Annotated in this window: 22 protein-coding genes; 9 read left to right on the plus strand and 13 right to left on the minus strand. The window is 60.2% G+C overall.

Features of this window, described 5'->3' with window-relative positions; genetic code table 11:
- The first annotated feature begins 1 nt into the window (after window position 1).
- Entirely contained in the window at window positions 2–433 is a 432-nt protein-coding gene (locus tag AR456_RS00385) for a PCC domain-containing protein (RefSeq protein ID WP_021816977.1), read from the plus strand.
- Between the two features lie 2 nt (window positions 434–435).
- Entirely contained in the window at window positions 436–1,185 is a 750-nt protein-coding gene (locus tag AR456_RS00390; RefSeq protein ID WP_021816978.1) for an SDR family NAD(P)-dependent oxidoreductase, read from the plus strand.
- Between the two features lie 125 nt (window positions 1,186–1,310).
- On the opposite strand, the gene pyrB is transcribed toward AR456_RS00390, so the two are convergent.
- Together pyrB and AR456_RS00400 are read right to left on the minus strand one after the other, a co-directional pair.
- Complete coding sequence (pyrB, locus tag AR456_RS00395) at window positions 1,311–2,339, minus strand: aspartate carbamoyltransferase (protein WP_155829101.1); 1,029 nt, start codon at window positions 2,337–2,339, stop codon at window positions 1,311–1,313.
- A gap of 98 nt (window positions 2,340–2,437) precedes the next feature.
- Complete coding sequence (locus AR456_RS00400; RefSeq protein WP_021816980.1) at window positions 2,438–3,895, minus strand: aminotransferase-like domain-containing protein; 1,458 nt, start codon at window positions 3,893–3,895, stop codon at window positions 2,438–2,440.
- Window positions 3,896–4,171: 276 nt separating this feature from the next.
- Between AR456_RS00400 and AR456_RS21765 the strand changes: the two genes are divergently transcribed.
- From AR456_RS21765 to AR456_RS00420, 4 genes are all read left to right on the plus strand, one after another.
- Window positions 4,172–4,399, plus strand: coding sequence for a DUF1127 domain-containing protein (locus AR456_RS21765; protein ID WP_056932985.1), 228 nt, complete (start codon window positions 4,172–4,174; stop codon window positions 4,397–4,399).
- 82 nt (window positions 4,400–4,481) lie between these two features.
- Window positions 4,482–5,369, plus strand: a complete 888-nt coding sequence (locus AR456_RS00410) for a PhzF family phenazine biosynthesis protein (protein ID WP_021816981.1) — start codon at window positions 4,482–4,484, stop codon at window positions 5,367–5,369.
- 7 nt (window positions 5,370–5,376) lie between these two features.
- Window positions 5,377–5,796, plus strand: coding sequence for a hypothetical protein (locus AR456_RS00415; protein ID WP_021816982.1), 420 nt, complete (start codon window positions 5,377–5,379; stop codon window positions 5,794–5,796).
- A gap of 106 nt (window positions 5,797–5,902) precedes the next feature.
- Window positions 5,903–6,487 carry a DUF6151 family protein gene (locus AR456_RS00420; protein ID WP_021816983.1) on the plus strand — a complete coding sequence of 195 codons (585 nt, stop codon included), beginning with the start codon at window positions 5,903–5,905 and terminating at the stop codon, window positions 6,485–6,487.
- Window positions 6,488–6,525: 38 nt separating this feature from the next.
- Here AR456_RS00420 and AR456_RS00425 read toward each other — a convergent pair whose 3' ends face one another.
- The 4 genes from AR456_RS00425 to hmgA form a co-directional block, all read right to left on the minus strand.
- A complete protein-coding gene (locus AR456_RS00425) occupies window positions 6,526–7,737 on the minus strand; it encodes a multidrug effflux MFS transporter (RefSeq protein WP_021816984.1) in 1,212 nt (403 codons plus the stop codon).
- A gap of 108 nt (window positions 7,738–7,845) precedes the next feature.
- On the minus strand, window positions 7,846–8,484 hold the full coding sequence (gene maiA, locus AR456_RS00430; protein ID WP_021816985.1) for a maleylacetoacetate isomerase: 639 nt from the start codon (window positions 8,482–8,484) through the stop codon (window positions 7,846–7,848).
- 16 nt (window positions 8,485–8,500) lie between these two features.
- Window positions 8,501–9,568 carry a fumarylacetoacetate hydrolase family protein gene (locus tag AR456_RS00435; RefSeq protein WP_021816986.1) on the minus strand — a complete coding sequence of 356 codons (1,068 nt, stop codon included), beginning with the start codon at window positions 9,566–9,568 and terminating at the stop codon, window positions 8,501–8,503.
- Window positions 9,569–9,619: 51 nt separating this feature from the next.
- On the minus strand, window positions 9,620–10,927 hold the full coding sequence (gene hmgA / locus AR456_RS00440) for a homogentisate 1,2-dioxygenase (RefSeq protein WP_021816987.1): 1,308 nt from the start codon (window positions 10,925–10,927) through the stop codon (window positions 9,620–9,622).
- A 466-nt stretch (window positions 10,928–11,393) separates the two neighbouring features.
- Between hmgA and AR456_RS00445 the strand changes: the two genes are divergently transcribed.
- Window positions 11,394–11,930 (plus strand): MarR family winged helix-turn-helix transcriptional regulator, encoded by a 537-nt coding sequence (locus tag AR456_RS00445; protein WP_021816988.1) that lies wholly within the window; start codon window positions 11,394–11,396, stop codon window positions 11,928–11,930.
- An 8-nt stretch (window positions 11,931–11,938) separates the two neighbouring features.
- Here the strand turns inward: AR456_RS00445 and AR456_RS00450 are convergent, their stop codons facing one another.
- The 7 genes from AR456_RS00450 to serA all read right to left on the minus strand — a co-directional run bounded on the left by AR456_RS00450 (window position 11,939) and on the right by serA (window position 20,100).
- Window positions 11,939–12,313 carry a Rieske (2Fe-2S) protein gene (locus AR456_RS00450; protein ID WP_021816989.1) on the minus strand — a complete coding sequence of 125 codons (375 nt, stop codon included), beginning with the start codon at window positions 12,311–12,313 and terminating at the stop codon, window positions 11,939–11,941.
- A 15-nt stretch (window positions 12,314–12,328) separates the two neighbouring features.
- Complete coding sequence (locus tag AR456_RS00455) at window positions 12,329–13,165, minus strand: IclR family transcriptional regulator (protein ID WP_021816990.1); 837 nt, start codon at window positions 13,163–13,165, stop codon at window positions 12,329–12,331.
- 201 nt (window positions 13,166–13,366) lie between these two features.
- Window positions 13,367–14,179, minus strand: coding sequence for an enoyl-CoA hydratase (locus AR456_RS00460; RefSeq protein ID WP_021816991.1), 813 nt, complete (start codon window positions 14,177–14,179; stop codon window positions 13,367–13,369).
- Window positions 14,180–14,338: 159 nt separating this feature from the next.
- Window positions 14,339–15,688 carry a uracil-xanthine permease family protein gene (locus AR456_RS00465; RefSeq protein ID WP_021816992.1) on the minus strand — a complete coding sequence of 450 codons (1,350 nt, stop codon included), beginning with the start codon at window positions 15,686–15,688 and terminating at the stop codon, window positions 14,339–14,341.
- Window positions 15,689–15,851: 163 nt separating this feature from the next.
- The gene (locus AR456_RS00470) at window positions 15,852–17,225 is read right to left on the minus strand and encodes an 8-oxoguanine deaminase (RefSeq protein ID WP_021816993.1); all 1,374 of its coding nucleotides are present in this window, start codon (window positions 17,223–17,225) and stop codon (window positions 15,852–15,854) included.
- Between the two features lie 417 nt (window positions 17,226–17,642).
- Window positions 17,643–18,569, minus strand: a complete 927-nt coding sequence (locus AR456_RS00480) for a DMT family transporter (RefSeq protein ID WP_021816995.1) — start codon at window positions 18,567–18,569, stop codon at window positions 17,643–17,645.
- A gap of 280 nt (window positions 18,570–18,849) precedes the next feature.
- Window positions 18,850–20,100 carry a phosphoglycerate dehydrogenase gene (gene serA / locus AR456_RS00485; RefSeq protein WP_021816996.1) on the minus strand — a complete coding sequence of 417 codons (1,251 nt, stop codon included), beginning with the start codon at window positions 20,098–20,100 and terminating at the stop codon, window positions 18,850–18,852.
- Between the two features lie 507 nt (window positions 20,101–20,607).
- Here serA and AR456_RS00490 point away from each other — a divergent pair.
- Together AR456_RS00490 and ispA are read left to right on the plus strand one after the other, a co-directional pair.
- Entirely contained in the window at window positions 20,608–20,889 is a 282-nt protein-coding gene (locus AR456_RS00490) for an exodeoxyribonuclease VII small subunit (RefSeq protein WP_031206809.1), read from the plus strand.
- Complete coding sequence (gene ispA, locus AR456_RS00495; RefSeq protein ID WP_021816998.1) at window positions 20,876–21,763, plus strand: (2E,6E)-farnesyl diphosphate synthase; 888 nt, start codon at window positions 20,876–20,878, stop codon at window positions 21,761–21,763. The genes AR456_RS00490 and ispA overlap by 14 nt, the downstream gene beginning before the upstream one ends.
- Window positions 21,764–21,777 lie beyond the last annotated feature (14 nt).

Below are 21,777 nucleotides of genomic sequence, written 5' to 3' on the forward strand. Positions count from 1 at the left end.
CATGACATTCAAGGAATCTGCGGCTGCCCCTGTTACCGAAGGGGTTGTTATCGAATCCGGTCGTATGGGGCGCGTGGCCTACGCGCGTATCGCCCCCAATGAAGACCTGGTGCAAGGCGTCGAGAAGATGTGCCTGGCAGAAGGATTTCGCCATGCCTTTGTTCGTGGTGGTCTGGGCAGCTTGATCGATGCCCGGGTCGGCACCCTGGATGGTGGCTTCCAGCAGATTTCTGGACCTGCCGTGGAGATCGTGAGTATCGCCGGAGAGGTTCGCTCGGGGGATGACGGAGTGCCTATGGCCTCTCTGGCAGGGATCGTCGCGGACCCTGATGGCAATGTTTATGGAGGTCCCTTCCTCGCCGGGTGGAATCCCATCTGCATGACCTTCGAGGTCACGCTTGAAGAGTGGCTACCCGACGAGGGAGAGCAGTGAATATGGCAACCGCAGCAGGAGTGATCATTACCGGAGGAGCTTCGGGAATCGGTCTGGCCATTGCTCGGTCGTTGGTCGCAGGCGATATCCCGGTGATGTTGCTGGATGTGTCGACGACCAACCTTGCTCTGGCATGCCGAGAACTGGGGATTGCCGAGCACTATGGCCGTGCTTGCGACATCACTGATGAGCAGGCTGTTGAGCGAGTGATGGCTGAGGTACTGGAGCGCATGGCGATCACTGGGCTGGTCAATTGTGCGGGCATTGGCGAAGACAAACCGGCGGTCGACAGCGATGTGGAGGCCTTGCGGCGCATTCTCGATGTCAATGTGGTCGGTACCTTCATCTGCTCACGTAGCCTCGCACGTCATTGGCAACGCGAGGAGCTGGGCGGCAGCATCATCAATATTTCTTCGGTCTCCGGCCTGTGCGGCAACAAGGGGCGCAGTGCCTACGGTGCTTCCAAGGCGGGGCAGAATGCTCTCACCTATGTCATGGCCAATGAGCTGGGGCCGACGGGAATTCGTGTCAATGCGGTGGCTCCCGGGCCCATCGACACACCGCTGGCCGAGGCCATGCATACACCTGATGTGCGTCGACAATGGCAGGCCAGGGTGCCATTGAAGCGTTATGGTACCCCTGCCGAAGTAGCATCAGCCGTGGTCTTTCTGCTGTCGGAAGAAGCCAGCTTCATCAATGGCCAGGTGCTGGCGGTGGATGGCGGTTTTGTCACGGCGGGGCTGATGGCTTGAAGGAGGTTTTGATGGGGGCGTGGATTGATGGGATGTGGCTTGATGAGTCATAGCCTGATGGGGGCGTAGACGCGGCAGCGAATACCCGGGCCATGCCCGGGTATCGTGAGGCTCACCAGAGAGGGTCAGAACCTGGCGTCATCGACACCCACGGTTTCCGGAACAAACCACTTCACGTCACGCAGGTCCTTGTCGATCTGGTCCTCGACCTTGAGCAGGGTGGCGAAGATCGCCATGCGTACCGGGATGCCGTTGTCGGTCTGACGGAAGATCGCCAGGCGCGGATCACCGTTGAGGTCGACATCGAGATCATTGGCATCCGGGCGACTGTCGCGGGGCAGCGGGTGCATGACGATGGTCGAGTCATTGCAATGCTCGTTGAGGAAGGCGCGGTGCACGGTGAAGTCGCGTGACAGGTTGAAGCCTTCTTCCATCTCGGCGGTAAAACGCTCCTTCTGGATGCGGGTGGTATAGACCACATCGACATCCGAGAAATTTCCGGCGAGATTCTCGCGCACCTCCACGTCCAGCCCCTGCTGGCTGACCCTTTCGATCAACTCGCTGGGCATTTCCAGTCCTGGTGGTGCCACCAGCGTGACGCGCAGGGGCGCGTACAGTGCCAGCAGTTTGATCAACGAGTGCACGGTACGCCCGAACTTGAGGTCGCCGGTCATCAGCACATGAGCGCCCTTGAGCGACTTGCCCTGACGCGCGAATTCCTTGTCGATGGTATAGAAGTCGAGCAGTGCCTGACTGGGGTGCTCTCCGGGTCCATCACCGGCGTTGATTACCGGTACATGAGTGGCGCGGGCAAACTCGGCCACCGAGCCCTTGTCGGGGTGACGCATGACAATGGCGTCGCAATAACCGGCCATGACGCGGCTGGTGTCATACAGCGACTCGCCCTTGGCCATCGATGAGAAGGTGAAACCGGTGGTATCGCAAACGCTGCCGCCAAGACGCGAGAAGGCAGTGTGGAAGCTGACGCGGGTGCGGGTACTGGCTTCGAAAAACAGGTTGCCGAGTACTGCGCCTTCCAGAACCCGGGTTATCTTGCGCCGTTGGGCGATGGGCTCCATCTTCGCGGCGACTCGCATCAGGTGGTCGATATCATCGCGAGACAATGAGTCGATGGAAAGCAGGTGAGACATCACAGCGCCCTCGGCAGAGATAGACGGGCGCTAGTGTACCGCTGTGGTTGCTTTAGATCAGCCCCGATATGCCGGAACCTTCATATCGGTTGTGTCGCGTATCACACAACGGCATCCTCCGGCTGGACCAACTGAGCTTTGGCGCACTCACCAATGGTGGCGATGGCAGCATGTGTGCTGTCGTTCAACAGACTGGCATAGTTCAGCCTCAGGCAGTGGCGGTACTTGCCGCTGGCCGAGAACAGTGGACCGGGTGCGATGCCCAGTTGATGCTCGGCGAGACGTTGGTTGAGCGCAATGCTGTCGAATCCGTCGGGCAACTCCAGCCATAGCATGAAGCCGCCGGATGGCACGCTGACCCTGGTACCCTCGGGAAAGTACTGCTGTATCCAGCCGCGCATCTGGTCGCGTTGCAGACGGTACTGGCGGCGCATGGCGGTAAGGTGGCGAGCATGGTGGCCCCTGGCCATGAACTCGGCGACTGCACTCTGGGCGAGGGTAGAACTGGAGCCAGTGGAAACATACTTCTCGTGCAGGGCCCGGTCTCGGTAGCGGCCGGGAGCCAGCCAGCCCAGGCGTAGCCCCGGTAATAGCGTCTTGGACATGCTGCTGCATAACAGTACGCGCCCCTCGCCATCGAACGCAGCGATACTGTGTGGCCGTGGCGCGGTATAGGCAAGGTCGCCATACACGTCATCCTCGATGATCGCGACGTCGTAACGGCTGGCCATCTCGACGAGCGCCTGTTTGCGTTCGTTGCTCATCGAATAGCCGAGGGGATTGTTGCAGGTCGGCGTGACCATGATCGCCTTTACCGGCCACTGTTCCAGTGCCAATTCGAGAGCACCCAGACTGATGCCGTGCTCGGCATCGGTGGGGATTTCCAGTGCCTTGAGGCCGCGTGCCTCAAGCATCTGCATGGCGCCATAGAAGGCCGGTGAATCCACTGCAACCACATCGCCAGGCTCGGTCAGCAGCCGTAGCGCAATGGCCAACGCTTCCTGGCAGCCGGTGGTGATGATCACGTCATCGACATGGCGCATACATCCGGAGTGGCTCATCAGCAGGGTGATCTGTCGCCGCAGCTCCTCATCCCCGGCGAGGTTGTCGTAGGCAAAGTGACTCATGGAAGCGTCACGCTGCGATTGGCCAAGCAGTCGCTGTAGCGGCAGCAATGTCGCGGCACGCAGGTCCGGCATGCCATTGGCCAATGCATGACGTGACTGATGGGGCGCGGAGCCCATCACCAGTGTCTGGACCTGTTTCCAGCGTGATACATGCACCGGGCGTTGTTCCGGCTGCGATCGTTGCGGCAGAGGTGTGGCGTGCAGAGAGGTATGGGCCGGCGCGGTGACGAAGTACCCGGAACGGGGCCGGGCTTCGATCAGGCCTTCGGCTTCGAGGGCCGCGAAGCACGCCTGGGCGGTGGTCATGCTTACCCCCTGTTCCTGACACCATTGGCGCACCGAAGGTAGCCGATCACCGCAGCGGTAGATGCCCTGGTCGATGCGCTCGACCAGCAGGTCCCGTAACTGCTCGTAGCGTTTGACGCGGGGCACGGCGATGACTCCTCAAAGTGGCATAGCTCTTCAAAGTGGGACAGCTCTTCAAAGTGAGACAGCTCGTCAAAGTAGAACAGCTCGCCGCTGCACAAGCGGTACAGAGGCGTTGTCTGTATCACTGTACCGCATAATTTTTAAGCTTGTGAATCTGTATCGATAAATGATCCAGAGAGATGCTATGCAGAGCGTCCGGTAAGCGAATGAAGCGTCAACATACCCCCGGCGCCACAGTGGAAAGCCAAGCCATTGAATTGCAGTGCGAGGAGGTTAGCCATGCTCTTCCCGAGAAGTCTGCGTAGATACCTGTCGTGGCGCGCCTGGCGCCGGAGCCATTGCTATCGCCGGCAATGGGACCACCTGATGGAGCTGGATGATCATCTGCTACGCGACCTGGGCTTCAATCGACAACAGCTCCAGGCCGGCTGGCGGGTACTGGAGCTCCCCCAGTGCGACGAACGGACTTTGCCTAACAGGACACGCCGCTGTAGCACTGTGGCGTAGAACCGTCATCTCTCTCTATGCTGGAAAGCAGCGCAGCGCAAGATAATTTCAACTGATCGTGTTCAATCACCAGGAGCCCTCCATGCCGTTTGCCCTCTCTCGTTACTATCTGCTCGATGTGTTCGCCGCCAGACCTTTCGCGGGTAACCAGTTGGCGGTGTTTCTCGATGCTGACAGAATTGAGGTCGAGCGGATGCAGGCCATTGCCGCAGAACTGAATCTTGCCGAGACGGTATTCATCGGGCGCAGCAAGGGCGAGAACCGTTTCCCGATGCGTATCTTCACCGCTTCGCGTGAGCTGCCTTTTGCTGGACATCCGACAGTGGGGGCAGCCCATCTGCTGGTGGCTCAGGGGCTGGTGGACAGCAAGACTATCACTGCCGATACACCGCTGGTGCTGGAGGTAGCGGCAGGTCCTCTGGAAATCACCTTTGAGGGTGAGCTGGCGCGCTTTCGAGTCAAGCGACCGGCTGAAGTCGGCACCAGCTCACTGGGTAGAGCCGCCGCTGCAGAGCTTGCGGGACTGGTCGCGGAAGAGATCGCCGGAGACCCAGTGCAGGCATCCTGCGGGCTTCCGTTTCATCTGGTGCCACTGGCCTCGAAAGAGGCGTTATCCCGCGTGACCTTGAATATGTCACAGTGGATGGAGCATATCTCGCCGAGCGGAGTCGAGCAGGTGTACTTCCATGTCGAGGAGCGTGATGCCCTGCATACGCGGATGTTCGCGCGCCATGGTGGTAGTTTTCTGGAGGACTCCGCGACCGGCAGTGCCGCGGCCGCACTGGCCGGTTTCCTCGGTAGTGAGGCGAAGTCACCGCGCAATGAGTGGAGCATTTACCAGGGACAGGACATGGAGCGCCCCAGCGAGATTCATGCGCGTGCTAGCCGCGATGATGCAGGAGCGGTGACGGTGGAAATTGCCGGGCAGGCGGTATTGATCGGCGAGGGCCTGTTTTATCCACAGGAGTGAAGGGGCCATGAATCGATATCTATTGGGTTTCAGCGCGGGTTTTCTTGCTGTGCTCTGTTTCCACCAGCCGGTCGTGGGGCTGCTGCATGCCTATGGGGTGATTCCCTTCGCTCCCTATTCGACACAGTCGGTAGCGCCGCTGGCAGTTCCGGCCTGGTTCTCGGCCAGTTTCTGGGGTGGACTCTGGGGTATGGTCATGATCGCCATCTGTGCCGTACGCAAGGTGGATGTGCTGAGCTGGTGGCAGTCGGGGCTGTTCGGTGGCATTGCGCTGACGCTGGTTGCGATGTTGGTGGTCTTCCCGCTCAAGGGCGGCGGCATCAACCTGGCGATCTTCCCCATCGGCTTGCTGGTCAATGGTGCCTGGGGGCTGGGGATGTGGGTGTTGCTACGTGCCTGGCAGCCGGTCGGTACTCAGGTGACCTGAAGTGACTATCTTCGAGTTCCGGTAACTGTCCTATGAGCTCTGTCGTCTGCTCTATACTGCCGAGCAGGGCTCGCTACCGAGTTCTCGTCATGGAGCGATCGCTGTGATGCATCCTGTTCAGTGCCGATGTGGAACCTTCCGAGCGCGACTCGAAGGCCATGGCCCACATAATCGAGTTATCTGTTATTGCGCCAACTGTCAGGCCTTTGCACGTGCTCTCGACAAGGCTTGCGAGACCCTGGATGCCCAGGGCGGTTCCGAGATCGTGCAGGTCGCGCAATCGCGCTTGCGCTTCGAGCAGGGCGAGGAGCAGCTGGCGGTACTGCGGCTCAGTGAGAGCGGGATGTTGCGCTGGTATGCATCCTGTTGCTCCACTCCGATCGGCAACACCATGCTCAACCCCAGAATGCCGTTCATTGGCCTGGTACATACCTGTCTGGATCCGGCACGCATGGACACGGATTTCGGCACGAAAGTAGCGGTGGTAAACGTGGGGTCGGCATTGGGTGAACCAAAGCCTCGAGCGCGAGGGTTTCTCGGGGTATGTCTGAGGCTGGTACGAATGTTGGCCGGTAGTCTCTTCAGGGGAAGCTGGCGTGGATCACCGCTGTTCGATGAGTCAGGGAAACCGCGGATAACACCGCGGGTTCTGAGCGCAGAAGAATTGGCGAATGCCAAACGTCACCCATAACTCTCATCTTTCGGTTCTTTTTGCTGGTTCCTCTTTTCCTATGCCGTTTCCACCGGGCCTTCGCCCTGCGGTGAAGGACGCCTGACGATCAGGTGAAAACAGGCCAGCGACAGAATACCTGCCAGACCGATGGCGATAGCCATGCTGTGCGAGGTCCCATCGTGGAAGGTGCCGACCAGCCCGCCAGCAATGGCGGCAATGCTCATCTGCACGAAACCGAACAACGCTGAGGCCGAGCCTGCGCACTGCGGGTTGGGCGCCAGCGCGCCGCCCATGGTCTGCGGCATGATGATGCCAAAGCCGACCATGAACAGCATATGCGGAGCGATGACTGCCCACACGGTATGAATTCCGGCGAGTGAGAATGTTGCCATCAAGCTGCCACCGATGGCGGATAGCAAGGTGGCAGTGACCAGCAGGCTGTGTCGAGACAGGCGGCGGCTGAGTCGGGCACTGGCAATGGAGCCGACGAAGAAGCCGCCGACGATCATCGCGAACAGGGCACCGTACTGATTGGGCGTTACGCCGAGGAAGTCGATAAGTACGAAGGACGAGCCTGAAAGGAAGGCGAACAGGCCACAGAAGGCGAAGGAGTTGGTCAGGGTGTAGCCGACGAAGTCACGTTGCCCGATCAACATGCGGCAGGTGCCGAGCAGTGCCGCAGGGTGAATCGACTGGCGCTGATCGCGGGGCAAGGGTTCAGGCAGGATACTGAGCAGTACCAACATCGCAGCGGCGTAGACCGCAAGGCTGACGAATATTGAATACCAGCCGAACCACAGTAGCAGGGCGGCGCCGAACAGCGGTGCCAATGCTGGCGCCAGCGCCATGACACTGGCCATATATGACAGGATACGGCTGGCCTCGAAAGGGCCGTAGATATCGCGTACCGCCGCGCGACCCAGGACCGGCCCCGCCGCACCGCCCAGCGCTTGCAGGAAACGCCCGGCCAACAGCACTTCGACGTTCGGAGCGAAGGCACAGATCATACTGGCGACCAGAAACAGCAGCATGCCGCCCAGCAGTATCGGCTTGCGTCCGTAGCGGTCCGACAGTGGACCGCACAGCAACTGAGCCACGGCGAAGCCGATGAGATACAGCGATAGCGTCAACTGGATCTCATCAGCACCTGTGGCCAGCGATTCGCGCATGGCCGGCATCGCCGGCAGATACATGTCGGTAGCCAGTGGGCCAAGCGCCGTCAGCGCCGCCAGTAACGCCACGGTGGCGCGGGAGGTGGGGTTGAGCATCTACTGTCCTGGAATAGGGGCAAGGAGCAAAGGCTTCCCCAAGGGTGTCGCCTCGTGATCAGGGAAGCCTTTATTTAGCCCGCTTATGATACTGCAGAGAGTGGTACCTCAAACAGCATCGGCTTGTTCACCAGGAGCTGCGCTGGCAAAGGCCTGCAGTGCTCGTGCTCGTTCAGTGATGGCCTGAATGCGTGGATAGTCGCTCAGGTCGCAGTCAAAACGTTGAGCATTGAATACCTGAGGCACCAGGCAGGCATCGGCCAGCGTCGGGGTGTCGCCGTGGCAGAATTTGCCGCTGTAGCCATCGTTGAGCATGACTTCCAGCGAATCGAAACCACTGGCGACCCAATGTCGATACCAGGCCAGCCTGGCGTCGTCAGAGAGTCCCATCTCACCGGTCAGGTGCTTGAGCACCCGCAGGTTGTTGAGTGGGTGCATCTCGCAGGCGATGAGTTGAGCCAGAGCGCGCACGCGGGCGCGCCCTACCGCATCCGAAGGCAGGATCGCCGGGGTCGGATAGCACTCTTCCAGATACTCGCAGATCGCCAGCGATTGGGTGAGCTGGTGACCATCATCGGTTACCAGCGTTGGTACCAATCCTTGCGGATTGCGGGCCAGGTAGGTGTCGCTGCGCTGTTCGCCCTTGACCAGGTTGACCGCTAGCTGATCCAGATCGATTCCCTTGAGATTGGCGACGATGCGCACTCGGTAAGCCGCCGATGAGCGGAAATAGCCGTGTAATTGCATGCAACAGCTCCCGTCCTCACGCCTTGTATTCGACGACCTGCTGATCGATGGCGCCGAAGATGCTGTTGCCGTCGCGGTCGAACATCTCGATGCGCACGCGGTCGCCGAAGCGCATGAACGGTGTCTTGCTGTCACCATGCAGGATCTTCTCGACCATACGTACCTCAGCGAGGCAGCTGTAACCGACACCACCATCGGCGACGGGTTTTCCAGGGCCACCGTTGGCATCAGGGTTGGAGACCGTGCCGGAGCCGATCACCGCACCGGCGCCGAGATAACGGGTGCGAGCCGCATGAGCGACCAACTGCGGGAAGTTGAAGATCATGTCTGGGCCGGATTCCGGCTCGCCGAACTTCTCGCCATTGAGGTGTACGGTCAGCGGTAGATGAACGCGACCATCCTGCCAGGCATCACCCAGCTCATCCGGGGTGATACAGATCGGTGAGAAGCTCGACGCAGGCTTGGCCTGAAAGAAGCCGAAGCCCTTGGCCAGCTCGCCGGGGATCAAACCACGCAGACTGACATCATTGACCAGCATGATCAGCTTGATATGGCCGCTGGCCTGCTCGGGAGAGACTGCCATGGGAACGTCATCGGTGATGACCGCGATCTCGCCCTCGAAATCGATACCGTGCTCCTCGCTGACAGCCTCGATGTCGTCGTAGGGGCCGATGAAACTGTCACCGCCGCCCTGGTACATCAGCGGGTCAGTCCAGAAGGTCTCCGGCATCTCGGCATTACGCGCCTGGCGCACCAACTGCACATGATTGAGATAGGCGGAGCCATCGGCCCAGTGGTAGGTGCGTGGCAGCGGTGAGTGCAGGGCCTGCATGTCGAGGTTGAAGGCATCTTCGAGCTGGCCGTTGTTCAACGCCTGGTAAACCTCATCGAGACGCGGGGCCAACGCGCTCCAGTCTTCTACCACATGTTGCAGGGTGGCGGCGATGTGCGGCACGCGTACCGCGCGAGTGAGGTCGCGAGAGACGACAATCAGCTCTCCGTCACGAGCGTTTTTCGCTGTGGCAACTGTTTCAAGTGAGGCACCTTGTTCAGGGGAGGTGCCTTTCAAGGTAGCAAGCTTCATGAGTGGTCCTTGTCAGGTGGAGTCGTTATGGCTTTTGCAATGAGTGATACTTCACCGCTTATCGGGGCTGAAGTGGGATTTGAGGCCCTGCCAGACATCGACATAGTCTCGCTGACGGAAGTCTGCTGACAGTGCTGTCTCGGTAGGCTGGAAGGCATAGCGGCTCTCGAACATGAAAGCGAGAGTGGCAGCCTGGTATTGGGGCTCCAGTTCAGCTTCGCTGGCCTTTTCGAAGGTATTGGCATCCGGGCCATGCGGTGACATGCAGTTGTGCAGGCTGGCTCCACCGGGCAGAAAGCCCTCTGCCTTGGCGTCGTATTCACCGTGGATCAGGCCCATGAACTCACTCATCAGATTGCGATGGAAGTAGGGCGGGCGGAACGTCTTCTCGGCCACCATCCAGCGCGGCGGGAAGATCACGAAGTCGATATTGGCCATGCCCTCGGTGTCTGACGCAGAGGTCAACACGGTGAAGATCGAGGGGTCAGGATGATCGAAGCTCACGGTGTTGATGGTGTTGAAGTTGGCCAGGTTGTACTTGTAGGGGGCGTAATTACCGTGCCACGCCACCACATCCAGCGGCGAGTGGTCGAGTTGAGTGACCCACAGGCGGCCGGAGAATTTGGCCACCAGTGCAAAGTCACCGGAGATATCCTCGTAGGTGGCCACTGGAGTCTGGAAGTCACGCGGGTTGGCCAGGCCGTTGGCGCCAATCGGGCCGAGGCCCGGCAGTTCAAAGGGGCTGCCGTAGTTTTCGCAGATATAACCACGGGCGGTGTCATGTCCCTCGGCCAGGCGCACCTGGAACTTGATGCCGCGCGGGATCACTGCGATCTCACCGTTTCCAGCTTCGATCTCACCGAACTCGGTGCGCAGGCGCAGGCTGCCGAGCTGCGGCACGATCAGCATCTCGCCGTCGGCGTTGTAGAAGAAGCGCTCGGTCATGTTCTGGTTGAAGGCATAGACGTGCACACCGCAGCCGGTCTGAGTGCCGGCGTCGCCATTGACGGCGACGGTCAGCAGGCCATCAATGAAGTCGGTCGGAGCATCCGGCAGTGGTCGCGGGTCCCAGCGCATCTGGTTAGGGTCGGCGGCAGGCTTGCTCAGCGGGGCTGTAGCAGTGGAGCCCTCGCCTAGAGGAAGGTAGGCACTCTGTGCCACCGAGGGACGGATGCGATATAGCCAGCTACGCAGGTTGTGGCTGCGCGGTGCGGTAAAGGCCGAGCCAGTCAACTGTTCCGCGTACAGGCCATAAGCCACTTGCTGTGGAGAGTTCTGCCCCTCGGGCAATGCTCCGGGCAATGCCTCGGTAGTGAAGTGATTGCGAAAACCGGATTGGTAATCAAGCGATTGCGGCATGGTGAGTCCTCAGGATCGAGTAGCAGTCGGCAACGCTCTGGCAGCTTGAGGCTGCGCCGATAGCTCGTTTCCATGATTGAGAGATAGTGATTGAATAATAGTTTCAAATGAAACTATATGTCCATGAGTCTCTCGCTCTCGGCATCGCCTGGTAAAAGATTTTTACATTTTTATATTTAATAACAATGATTTGTCTTGTTGTTGGACATTGGTAGGAGGGGTGTGGCTTTCTGTTATGTTTCAATTGAATCAAAATGGCGAAAGGCGCATTCGCTGGTTCGATCCTGACCATCAAGGGCTGTAACCATTGGGGGCGACATGGCACCGTCAGTTCACCGTACCGCCGGAGGCAGCGGAGATGCGGCGAGGCGAGAGAAGTAGCCGTGGACGTTGTCGCTGTCAGGGGCACCCGGTATCGTGCTGCCTCTGTCGCTATCACCGCATTCATTGAAGGAGCCTGGCTGAGATGTCTCGGACCGAGCGTGATGTATCGCCTTCCTCCGCCAAGCCGGAGCTGGATCTTCAACAGTTTCTGCCCTATCGGCTCAACTCTCTGGCGGATCGTATCAGTCAGGCGTTGGCGCAGCTCTATGCCGAGCGCTATCAGATCAATATCGCCGAGTGGCGGGTACTTGCCTGGTTGTCACATCTGGACCAGCTATCTGCCAGACAGATCTGCCTGGCCACGCGCATGGATAAGGCACGAGTTTCCCGCGCGGTACAGGCACTGGAAGAGCGGGGACTGATTCAGAGAACGCCATCTGTTCGAGATCAGCGAGTTCATGACCTCTGTCTGACCCCCGATGGGCAGGTGTTGCTGGAGTCGTTGATCCCGGAGGCTCGCCAGTGGGAGGCCGATCTGCTGGCGACGCTCAGCGTCAACGAGTATCGAGATATGATGAACATCATCGGCAAGCTGGAGCGGCAGCTTGATCGCCTCGAACAGGGTGCTGGGCTGGACTCCGGAACAGATATGGACTCACCTCGAACTGAGCGAGGCTGAGCTCAGGCTCAGCCGACTACCAGCCAGCCGCCGTCGTCTTCCTGCACTGGCACAGGGTCGAGTGCTTCGCCCTGGGCCGGGCCGGAAATGCCTTCGCCGTTATCGACGCGGAAGGTGGCCTGATGGCTGGTGCAGATCAGCAGTCCGCCATCTCGGCTGAGGATATTCTCGCCACGTCCATCGAGTGGCAGATACTGGTGAGGGCAGGCGTTGACGTAAGCATGCAACACCCCCTCACCGTCGCGCACCATGACCAGCGGGAAACGCCCATTGGCACTCTCCACACTGACACAGCGGCTCTCGCCACGCCCGATATCAGCGGCTTTCAGAATGCGTGTTCCGGCCGGAGGAGCCGAGCGGTAGCTACGCCATACTTCGCTCATGCAGACAGCTTGACCTCAGGAACGATAATCATCGACGGAGGGGATGCGTCCACCCAACTGGGCGGTAATCGCGTGGGCGGTATCGCGTACCAGCTCGCCCAGTGAGGCAAGTCGGCTGTCCGGGATGCGTGCGACAGGGCCAGAGACCGAGATGGCCGCCAGAGGTGTTCCCAGTTCATTGTGAATGCAGGCCGCAACGCAATGCAGGCCGATGGCGTGCTCCTCACGGTCGCAGGCATAGCCACTGTAGCGAATCTCGGCCATGGCACGGCGCACTTCCGTGGGATTGGTCATGGTGTTGACGGTGACGCCGTCGAGGCCGCGCTCGGCCAGTACCCAGTCAAGTTCGTCCTCGGGCAGCCAGGCAAGCAGTGCCTTGCCGACGCCGGAGGCATGCAGCGGTGCGCGTGAACCCAGACGGGTGATCATACGCATCATCTGTGCTGACTCGCTCTGGGCGAGAAAGACGGCGGTGGCACCATCGCGAACGCCGAGGTTGGCGGTTTCGCCGGTTTCACGAGTCAGGCGGCGCAGGTAGGGGCGGCTGGTGCCCACGAAGTCGCGGGCTTCGAGGAAGCTGTTGCCGATGCGGAAGGTCTTGACGTCGATACGCCATACACCGAGGCTTTCGTCCTGGGTAATGAAGCCTTGGCTCTGCAGCGCTTGCAGCAGACGGTGGGTGGTCGACGGAGCAAGGTCGGACTGTTCGGCAATATCGGATAGCGCGAGGCCGCCAGGGTGGGCGGAAAGGCGCTCGAGAAGATTGAGTCCACGCACCAGTGATTGACTGTGGCCACCACTGGCCTTGCCCGATGCGGGGCGTCCCGCCGTCCTGCGTTTGCCTTCGGTCACCTTTATCTTCTCCCTTGCGTGCACCCTGTGCTCGAATTACTGGGACCCCATCGCTGTTGGCTTGTGGCTGACAGCAGGGATTCACTTTTCAATTTCAATAGCATACCGCTTGAGCGAAAGGCTGTCTCGTTTACGGAAAACGATTCCACATGAACCTGTCAAACAGGTTCTGATCCGATGTTCTGTGGCCTTGCGGTGTGCTCAACGATGCTGCCAGTTCGGCGCTCGCTTGTTGATGAAAGCATCGATTCCTTCGCTGACATCCTCGGCCATCATATTGCTGGCCATGACTTCGCCGGCGAAGGCGTAGGCCTGCCCCAGAGGCAGGGTGCGTTGGCGACTGAGCAATGCCTTGCCGGTGGTCAAGGCAACACGACTCTTGGCGCGCAGGCTATCCAGCAGCGTGGAGAGCTCCTCGTCGAGGCTATTGTCTTCGGCAACGCGGTTGATCAGTCCCCAGTCGAGCGCGGTATTGGCATCGATGAACTCCCCGGTATATAGCATCTCTGCTGCACGCTTTGGTGATACGCTGCGGGTCAGCGCCACGGCGGGAGTCGAGCAGAACAGTCCGACATTGATCCCGGAGACGGCGAAACGTGACGATCGGGCGGCGACGGCCATATCGCAACTGGCGACCAACTGGCAGCCGGCTGCCGTTGCCACACCCTGGACGCGGGCGATGACCGGCACAGGGCACTCCTGAATCTGCTGCATGACACGACTGCAGTGCGCAAACAGCTGTCGGTAGTCGTCCTCATTGCCCAGCTCGCGCATTTCATGCAGGTCGTGCCCAGCGCAGAAGGCCCGGCCTTCGGCGGCGATGACCACTGCATGCAGGTCATGCTCGTCCTGTAGTGATGCCAGCGCATCCTCGAGCGCAGTCAACATCTCGGCGGACAGGGCGTTGTAGTTATCTGGCCGATTGAGGGTCAGTGTCGTAACCCCTCGCTCGTCGTGACGCAGCACCTGGGCAGACGGGGTAGCGTCGCAGGTCGCCAGTTGATGTTGGCTCATATTGGTGAGTCTCCGGCATCTCGATCGTCGCCAGACTAGCTTGCCCCGAGCCATTTGCGGGCACTTGTGCGACCAAAGGGGAATATGTCAGTCGCATATCCAGCCCTGTCATCGTTCGGAAAATGCAACAGCCCGCTCATCGAGCGGGCTGCAATACGTTTAGATATCGTCGCGGAAACTGCGGTCCCGACGAGGCAATACCAGGTTGAGGATGATGGCGAATAGCGCGCCCGGAATCAGGCCCGAATGGATGATCGCCTGAATGTTTTCATTGAGGTTGGCATACAGACCTTCCTGAGCCGGCAGGCCGATGGCCGCAGACAGCGAAACGCCGATGATCACCATATTGCGCTTGTTGAAGTCGATGCTTGCCAGCATCTTGATGCCTGCGCTGGCGATCATGCCGAACATGATCAGCACGGCTCCACCGAGCACCGAGTTGGGAATGCTGTTGATGATGGCCCCCAGCTTGGGCACCAGACCAGCCATGAGCAGGAAGGCGCCGCCGATGGCCACCACGTAACGACTGACGACACCGGTCAACGCCACCATGCCGACGTTCTGGCTGAAGCTGATCTGCGGGAAGGCGTTGAAGATGGCGGCAAAGACACTGGCCAGGCCATCGGCCATCACGCCTCCTGACAGCTCCTTCGCGGTGGGTTCACGGTTCATACCACCGGCGGTGGTGCCGACGATATCGCCGATGGACTCGGCGCAGGTAACGACGGCCAGCAATACTACGGGAATGATTGCCGCGGCGTGGAACTCAAGGCCGATGTGTAGCGGAACCGGCAGCGAGATCCAGCCGGCGGAGGTAATGTTGCCGAAATCGATGTAGCCGAAGCCCATGGCGGTGAAGTAACCCGCGACCAGTCCCAGCAAGGGCGCCATTTCCGACCAGATACCACGGCCGTACTGGTGCAGTGCCAGAGTCACCACGAACACCAGTGCGCCCAGCGCGATATGGTGAGGGGCACCGAAGTCCGAGGCACCGCCACCACCACCGAGGTAGAGAAAGCCGACCGGCATCAGCAGGGTGCCGAGCATGACCACGAAGGTGCCGGTGACCACTGGCGGGAAGAGGAAGCGGAAGATCGGCAGGAACAGCCCGACAATCGCCATGGCGATGCCGCCACAGAGTGCGGCCCCCAGGGCAGCAGGGAGGCCCATGCCGACCGCGATCGGGATCAGCACCGGCACGAAGCCGAAGCTGGTACCCATGACAATCGGTAGACGCGCACCGATGGGCCCCAGGCCCAGCGATTGCACCAGGGTGGCGATGCCGGCCACAAACATCGCCGCCTGAATCATGAAAGCCGTCTGGTCGGCTGGAAGGTCGGCGGCTCCTGCGATGATGATGGGAACGGTCACGTTGCCGACGAACATTGCCAGCACGTGCTGCAGTCCGAGCGGAATCGCTCGACTGAGCGGTGGCATGGCATTTACGTCATGGGTACTGCGTACCCGGCGCGCTTCCTGTTCTTCTGCGGTCGACTCGTTGGTCGGCATGGTAGGGTTCTCCTGTTGTCATTGTCGTTGAACCTGTTGAAACCCCGGAGATCATGCTGAGTGCCGCTTCGGGCATTCCGGAAGCGGCTGCTGCAGACACGATCACCGATTGTATGAGTGTGTAGTGAGTGCTTCTCCCTTCGTCCCGTGAGCGCCGTTGCGGTTAGACAGCCTGGCGTAGCTGACGCGCTGCCGCATCATGGCGCGCCAGTAGTGCCTCAAGGTCGACGCCCAGTGGCTGGCCATCGGCAACACGCCATTGACCGGCAACCATCACGCGATCGGCCCGATGAGCACCGCATAGCAGCAGTGCTGCCAGCGGGTTCTCGGCACCCGAGAAACGCGCTTCGTCGAGACGGAACATCGCCAGATCTGCCTGCTGACCAACCTTGAGCCCACCGATGTCACTGCGACCCAGGCAGCCTGCCGACCCTTGTGTGGCCCAGCGGATCACATCCTGGTGGCGCACCTGGCTTGGTGAGTAGCGCAGTCGTCCAATCAGCATCGCCTGACGCATCTCCTCGGCAAGGTTGGAATGATCGGCGGATGCCGAGCCGTCCACTGCCAGCCCGACGGGACAACCAGCGGCCTCCAACTCGAGGGTGCGACACATGCCCGAGCCCAACACCATGTTGGATGAGGGGCAGTGGGCGATGCCTGTTCCAGCCTGGCCGAGGCGCTTGACCTCATCGTCATTGAAGTGGATGCCATGGGCCAGCCAGGTGCGGTCCGATAGCCAGCCGGTGGCTTCGAGATAGTCCAGCGGTCGCATGCCAAATAGCTTCTGGCAGTAGTTGGTCTCGTCTTCAGTCTCTGCCAGGTGCGTGTGCAGGCGCACATCGCGCTGCTCCGCCAGACGTGCGCTGTCCTGCATCAGTTCGCGGCTGACCGAGAACGGTGAGCAGGGCGCCAGCGCCAGGGTGATCATCGCTCCTTCACCACGTTCGTGATAGGCATCGATCAGGCGCGTGCTCTCGTCGAGAATGGTGGCTTCGTCCTGAACCACGGACTGCGGAGGGAGGCCTCCGTCATCGCGCCCAACACTCATCGAGCCGCGTGTCAGTGCGGCCCGAACCTGGAGTCGCCGCGCAGTCTCTACCTGGATATCGATGGCATGCTGCAGTGCGCCCGAAAAGACGTAATGGTGATCTGCCACCGTGGTGCAGCCGCTCATCAGCAGCTCCACCATGGCCAGCTCACTGGCCAGCGCGAGCTGATCCTCGGTCAGGTTGGCCCAGACGTCATACAGGGTGGTCAGCCAGGGGAACAGTTCCTTGTTGAGCGCCGGTGAGTAGGCGCGAGTCAGGGTCTGATAGAAATGATGGTGAGTGTTCACTAGACCGGGTAGCAGTACATGCTGTGAGGCATCGAAGGTCTGGTCGATGGGCGTTTCCGGAGTAGCGCCACGGGCGACAACCTCGACGATGCGCCCGTCGCGAACGACAATTCCGCCGACGGCGGCGTCATCGCTGACCGCCAGCGGTTGGCGGATCCACAGGCTCTGCTGGTTGTCCGCAGGTGTCTCGGAATGGGTCATGCTGTCCTCCTGGGTGACTTCGCTAGGCGAAGGGTTACCCAAGCATCGCAAGTGCCATGAGGATTGAGCCTCGATGGGATACCTGGTTCAGGTGCCTTCGATCATGGCTGCACATGGCGCGAGATGCGCCATTCTGGTGCCTTGCATGCATCTATGCGCCAATTTGATGCACAATTGTTTGTGTTTATTGTGTACAAAATGGAATTTTCTGAGGGGCAATGTCAAGCGTTTCCGTGCAACAAGACTGATGTTGCGAGGGGGCCGCTGAAAATTATCTGTGCTACCAGTGACTTCCTGACGAAGCTTCGGCTTCTAGTCATATCTGACAGCCGGCAGAAGAACACAACAGCAATGCGGGCCCGCCATCAGACGGTCCCGCGGTCAGTACTGCTGTGTTTTGTGGCGGCACAGTACTGATCAGGTAGGTGGCTCTGTGACGTCTTCTTCTGCCATGGCCATGCGGCGTGCCTTGCGCCGTGTGAGACGATCGCCGAACAGGTAGCATCCCAGCGCGACCAGGATCAGCACGGCACCGATCATCATGGAGGATGATGGCGACTCCTGGTTGAGAAACATGCCCAACGACATTGCCAGCACCGGGGTGATCAGGGTGACCAGCGCTACGGTGGCGGCATGCAGGCGTGACAGGATCAGGTAGTAGCAGAGGAAGCCGATCACCGAACCGAACAATGCCAGATAGACCACGGCCCATAGACCGCGGTGGGTCAGCGGAATCGACAGTGGCTCGCCGCTGGTCAGCCATAGTACGAGGAAGCAGGGCATCGAGAGCGCCAGAGCACCAACGGTCTGGGTCAAGGGGTCAAGACCTGCGGCCACCCGTTGTACGGCGATACCACTGGCGCTGAACAACGTTACCGCCATCAGCATCATCGCCAGAGCAAGTTGCTGTTGGCTGCCCTGGACCCCGAGGCTGTCGAGAAACACCACGCCAAGACCGGCGACGCCCAGTGCGCAACCAAACCAATGCCAGCGCCGAAGACGGGTTGCTCCGGGTAGCGCCTGCAGAATCAAGCCAGAGATCAGTGGTGCCATGCCGAACATTACCGAGAGCATGCCGGACGGTAGGAACTGCGATGCATAGTAGCTGAGTGCCATGGCACCGAAGACACCAGGAACGGCGGCCGCATAGCTGAGCAGAGCACGCCGGTCGAGACGTGGCGTGCGACGCAGCAATAACAGCAGGAAGCCACCTATGATCAGGGCTCCGCCCATGCGTAGCATAACGCTACCGACAGGGGCGCCGCCTTCCGCACTCCATTTGATGGCGAGAGGCGTTGAGGCCCAGACCAGAACAACAATCAGATAGGCCAGTCCGGTTGGCATACCACAGAATCCTTTTCATCTAGAGCCATGGGTAGGCGCCGCACTGTGGAGGCGCCGCAAACAAGTGACGGAACATGCAAGTGACTGGGCATGCAAGTGATTGAGCATGCAAGTGATTGAGCATAGTTGTGCACGAGGTATTTCGATACCCCACAAACCATTGGCCAGAAACGACCACCGCCGCCCCTGACGAGGCGGCGGCAGTATCATGCGGCATGGGCGGGCAGCGGAGCGCAGTCGGTGAACCGATCTGGTTCGTGCGGTCCGTGCCATATCCCGGTCAGTCTGCGTAGTTGGTCTCTGAGTACAGCACTCGTGTACGCAACGTATGGTTGACCTCGCGCAGCGCTTCGAGCGCCTGCGGGCCATAGGCCTTGTCGACATCGATCACCACGTAGCCGACCTTGTTGTTGGTCTGCAGGTACTGGCCGGAGATGTTGATGTCGTTTTCCGACAGTACGCGGTTGATCTCGGACAGCACGCCGGGCACGTTCTCGTGGATATGCAGCAGGCGATGCTTGTCCGGGTGTGCCGGCAAGGCGACTTCCGGGAAGTTGACTGAGGTGACGGTAGAACCGTTGTCGGAAAACGTGACCAGTTTTTCGGACACCTCGACGCCGATGTTCTCCTGAGCCTCGAGCGTCGAGCCACCGACGTGCGGTGTCAGGATCACATTCTCGAGACCACGCAGCGGGCTGACGAATTCTTCAGCATTACCCTTGGGCTCGACCGGGAACACGTCGATGGCGGCGCCGTTCAAACGACCTTCCTTGATGGCCTCGGCAAGCGCTTCGATGACCACCACGCTGCCACGTGCGGCGTTGATCAGAATTGCACCAGGCTTCATCAGCGCAATCTTTTCCTCGTCGATCATCCAACGTGTCGACGGCAGGTCAGGGACGTGCAGGCTGACCACGTCGGAGCGTGCCAACAGTTCCTCCATGCTCGCCACCTGACGGGCGTTACCCATGCCAAGCTTGGTGATCACGTCGTAGTAGATGACGTCGAAGCCAAGTGCCTCGGACAACACCGACAGCTGTGAGCCGATGCTGCCGTAGCCAACGATGCCCAGTGTCTTGCCACGTGCTTCATGGCTGTTCTTCGCGCTCTTCAACCAGCCGCCCTGGTGGGCTCGGGCGTTCTTCTCGGGAATGCCGCGCAGCAGCATGATGGCTTCCGCCAGCACCAGCTCGGCGACCGAGCGAGTGTTGGAATAGGGCGCGTTGAATACCGGGATACCACGCACCAGTGCCGAGGTGAGGTCGACCTGGTTGGTGCCGATGCAGAAACAACCCACGGCAACCAGCTTCTCGGCCGCTTCGAACACGCGCTCAGTGAGCTGAGTACGGGAGCGGATACCGATGAAGTGCACATCGCGAATCTTCTCGACCAGTGACGCTTCGTCAAGGGAGGTCGTTTGATGCTCGATGTTGGTGTAACCGGCATTGAGAAAGTTGTCCACTGCACTCTGGTGGACGCCCTCGAGCAGCAGGATCTTGATCTTGCTCTTGTCCAGGGACGTTTTGGCCATGGTTGAGTCAACCCCTATAGGTAGTAAGCATCAGGCGGTGTCTGAAAAGTGTCTGCGCTCGATCATTGCGGCGTTGAAAACAGACTCCAGGTGCTCAGTTACTGACGTGTCAGCCGCGCGCTGTGATTCTGTTCCTGCCTTGATGGATCATCGCTCGCCGACTTTTCGGGCAGCCTCTGGCTCGGTAGCACATGGTGGCGAAAAGGCGCGAAATCAGGGCACATAGCGTACCACATGTGGCTAAAACCACGTTGAAAATACCTGGTGCTGGACATGAACCGCATGCATGTACGCAGGTCAGGAGCGTCGGCTGACGAAATAGGGCCTCGGTGCGTGTATACTATCGCCCCTTGAAACCGCAGAATGGCAAGCAAAAGCTGCGGTAATGCCAGCGTATCGAGTCCTTGGGCATAGCTGTCTCTAGAGACCCGTCGCGGCATGGATTTTTTGACCAGCTGTTTTCGTGACTGTCTCAGCCATCTCAACGCAGTGCTGAGTGGGGGATGCATGGCAACTCAGGATACCCGTCAGCAGGAAAGTGCCGGCGAGCCTCAGGACTTCGGCTCGACCATGCAACGCCTCGAGACCCTCGTCGAACAGATGGAGTCCGGCGAACTGTCGCTGGAGGACTCCCTGAAGGCCTTCGAGCAGGGAGTCGCCCTCGCGCGCGATGCGCAACGGCGTCTCGATGACGCGGAGCTCAAGGTTCGCCAACTCACCGAGAATGAAGATGGTGGAATGGAACTGACGTCTTTTGGTGCTGCTGCGGAGAATCATGGTGAACGCTGATTTGCTGTTGGCCAGGATGGCGGCAGATCGCGCACGAGTCGATCGCTGCCTCGCTGAGCTGTTCGAGCAACGTAACGTGGCGGACCTACGCCTGGAACAGGCGATGCGTCACGGCCTGCTGGTCGGTGGCAAGCGCCTGCGTCCGGTGCTGGTCTACGCGGCGGGGCGGGCACTGGGAGCTGAAGATGACGCGCTGGACATTCCGGCAGCGGCCATCGAGCTGATCCATGCCTATTCGTTGGTGCATGACGACCTGCCGGCGATGGACGATGACGATCTGCGTCGTGGCCAACCCACGGTGCACAAGGCATTCGATGAGGCCACGGCGATTCTGGCCGGCGACGCTCTGCAGACGTTGGCCTTCGAGGTGCTGGCCAATTCCCGCTCTCCCCGCCTGGCGGCGCTGGTTCGCTGTCTGGCCTGCGCTTCTGGTCGAGATGGCATGGCGGCCGGACAGGCGCTGGATCTAGCAGCGGTAGGGCATGCGCCCTCGCTCGAGGCCCTCGAAACCATGCATCGCCACAAGACAGGAGCGCTGATTCGCGCCGCTGTGCGCCTCGGTGGGTTGGTGGCGGTAGCCGAGGATGATCCACGCCTGGCGGCACTGGACCACTATGCGGCGGCGATGGGGCTGGCCTTCCAGGTGCATGACGATGTGCTTGATGTCACAGGCGATACCGCGATTCTTGGCAAGGCTTCGGGAGCGGATGCCGCTCGCGACAAGCCGACCTATCCTGCTCTGCTGGGCCTGGATGCGGCTCGAGAGCGAGCCAGCTCGTTGATTGACGAAGCGCTGGATGCTCTGTCACCCATTGGTGAGGCTGCCGCTCCTCTGGCTGAGCTTGCCCGCTACATGATCGCACGCGATCACTGACTCCACAGGGCTAT

Source organism: Halomonas huangheensis (assembly GCF_001431725.1).
GTDB lineage: Bacteria > Pseudomonadota > Gammaproteobacteria > Pseudomonadales > Halomonadaceae > Halomonas > Halomonas huangheensis.

What these genes read in the sequence shown, in the direction of transcription:
- AR456_RS00420 (WP_021816983.1), top strand. Translation starts at nt 5,903, where the DNA reads ATGCATCCTGTTCAGTGCCGATGTGGAACCTTCCGAGCGCGACTCGAA.
- AR456_RS00470 (WP_021816993.1), bottom strand. Translation starts at nt 17,225, where the DNA reads ATGACCCATTCCGAGACACCTGCGGACAACCAGCAGAGCCTGTGGATC.
- serA (WP_021816996.1), bottom strand. Translation starts at nt 20,100, where the DNA reads ATGGCCAAAACGTCCCTGGACAAGAGCAAGATCAAGATCCTGCTGCTC.
- maiA (WP_021816985.1), bottom strand. Translation starts at nt 8,484, where the DNA reads ATGCAATTACACGGCTATTTCCGCTCATCGGCGGCTTACCGAGTGCGC.
- AR456_RS00435 (WP_021816986.1), bottom strand. Translation starts at nt 9,568, where the DNA reads ATGAAGCTTGCTACCTTGAAAGGCACCTCCCCTGAACAAGGTGCCTCA.
- AR456_RS00445 (WP_021816988.1), top strand. Translation starts at nt 11,394, where the DNA reads ATGTCTCGGACCGAGCGTGATGTATCGCCTTCCTCCGCCAAGCCGGAG.
- AR456_RS00390 (WP_021816978.1), top strand. Translation starts at nt 436, where the DNA reads ATGGCAACCGCAGCAGGAGTGATCATTACCGGAGGAGCTTCGGGAATC.
- AR456_RS00450 (WP_021816989.1), bottom strand. Translation starts at nt 12,313, where the DNA reads ATGAGCGAAGTATGGCGTAGCTACCGCTCGGCTCCTCCGGCCGGAACA.
- AR456_RS00465 (WP_021816992.1), bottom strand. Translation starts at nt 15,688, where the DNA reads ATGCCGACCAACGAGTCGACCGCAGAAGAACAGGAAGCGCGCCGGGTA.
- AR456_RS00460 (WP_021816991.1), bottom strand. Translation starts at nt 14,179, where the DNA reads ATGAGCCAACATCAACTGGCGACCTGCGACGCTACCCCGTCTGCCCAG.
- AR456_RS00385 (WP_021816977.1), top strand. Translation starts at nt 2, where the DNA reads ATGACATTCAAGGAATCTGCGGCTGCCCCTGTTACCGAAGGGGTTGTT.
- AR456_RS00425 (WP_021816984.1), bottom strand. Translation starts at nt 7,737, where the DNA reads ATGCTCAACCCCACCTCCCGCGCCACCGTGGCGTTACTGGCGGCGCTG.
- hmgA (WP_021816987.1), bottom strand. Translation starts at nt 10,927, where the DNA reads ATGCCGCAATCGCTTGATTACCAATCCGGTTTTCGCAATCACTTCACT.
- AR456_RS21765 (WP_056932985.1), top strand. Translation starts at nt 4,172, where the DNA reads ATGCTCTTCCCGAGAAGTCTGCGTAGATACCTGTCGTGGCGCGCCTGG.
- AR456_RS00490 (WP_031206809.1), top strand. Translation starts at nt 20,608, where the DNA reads ATGGCAACTCAGGATACCCGTCAGCAGGAAAGTGCCGGCGAGCCTCAG.
- AR456_RS00415 (WP_021816982.1), top strand. Translation starts at nt 5,377, where the DNA reads ATGAATCGATATCTATTGGGTTTCAGCGCGGGTTTTCTTGCTGTGCTC.
- ispA (WP_021816998.1), top strand. Translation starts at nt 20,876, where the DNA reads ATGGTGAACGCTGATTTGCTGTTGGCCAGGATGGCGGCAGATCGCGCA.
- AR456_RS00480 (WP_021816995.1), bottom strand. Translation starts at nt 18,569, where the DNA reads ATGCCAACCGGACTGGCCTATCTGATTGTTGTTCTGGTCTGGGCCTCA.
- AR456_RS00410 (WP_021816981.1), top strand. Translation starts at nt 4,482, where the DNA reads ATGCCGTTTGCCCTCTCTCGTTACTATCTGCTCGATGTGTTCGCCGCC.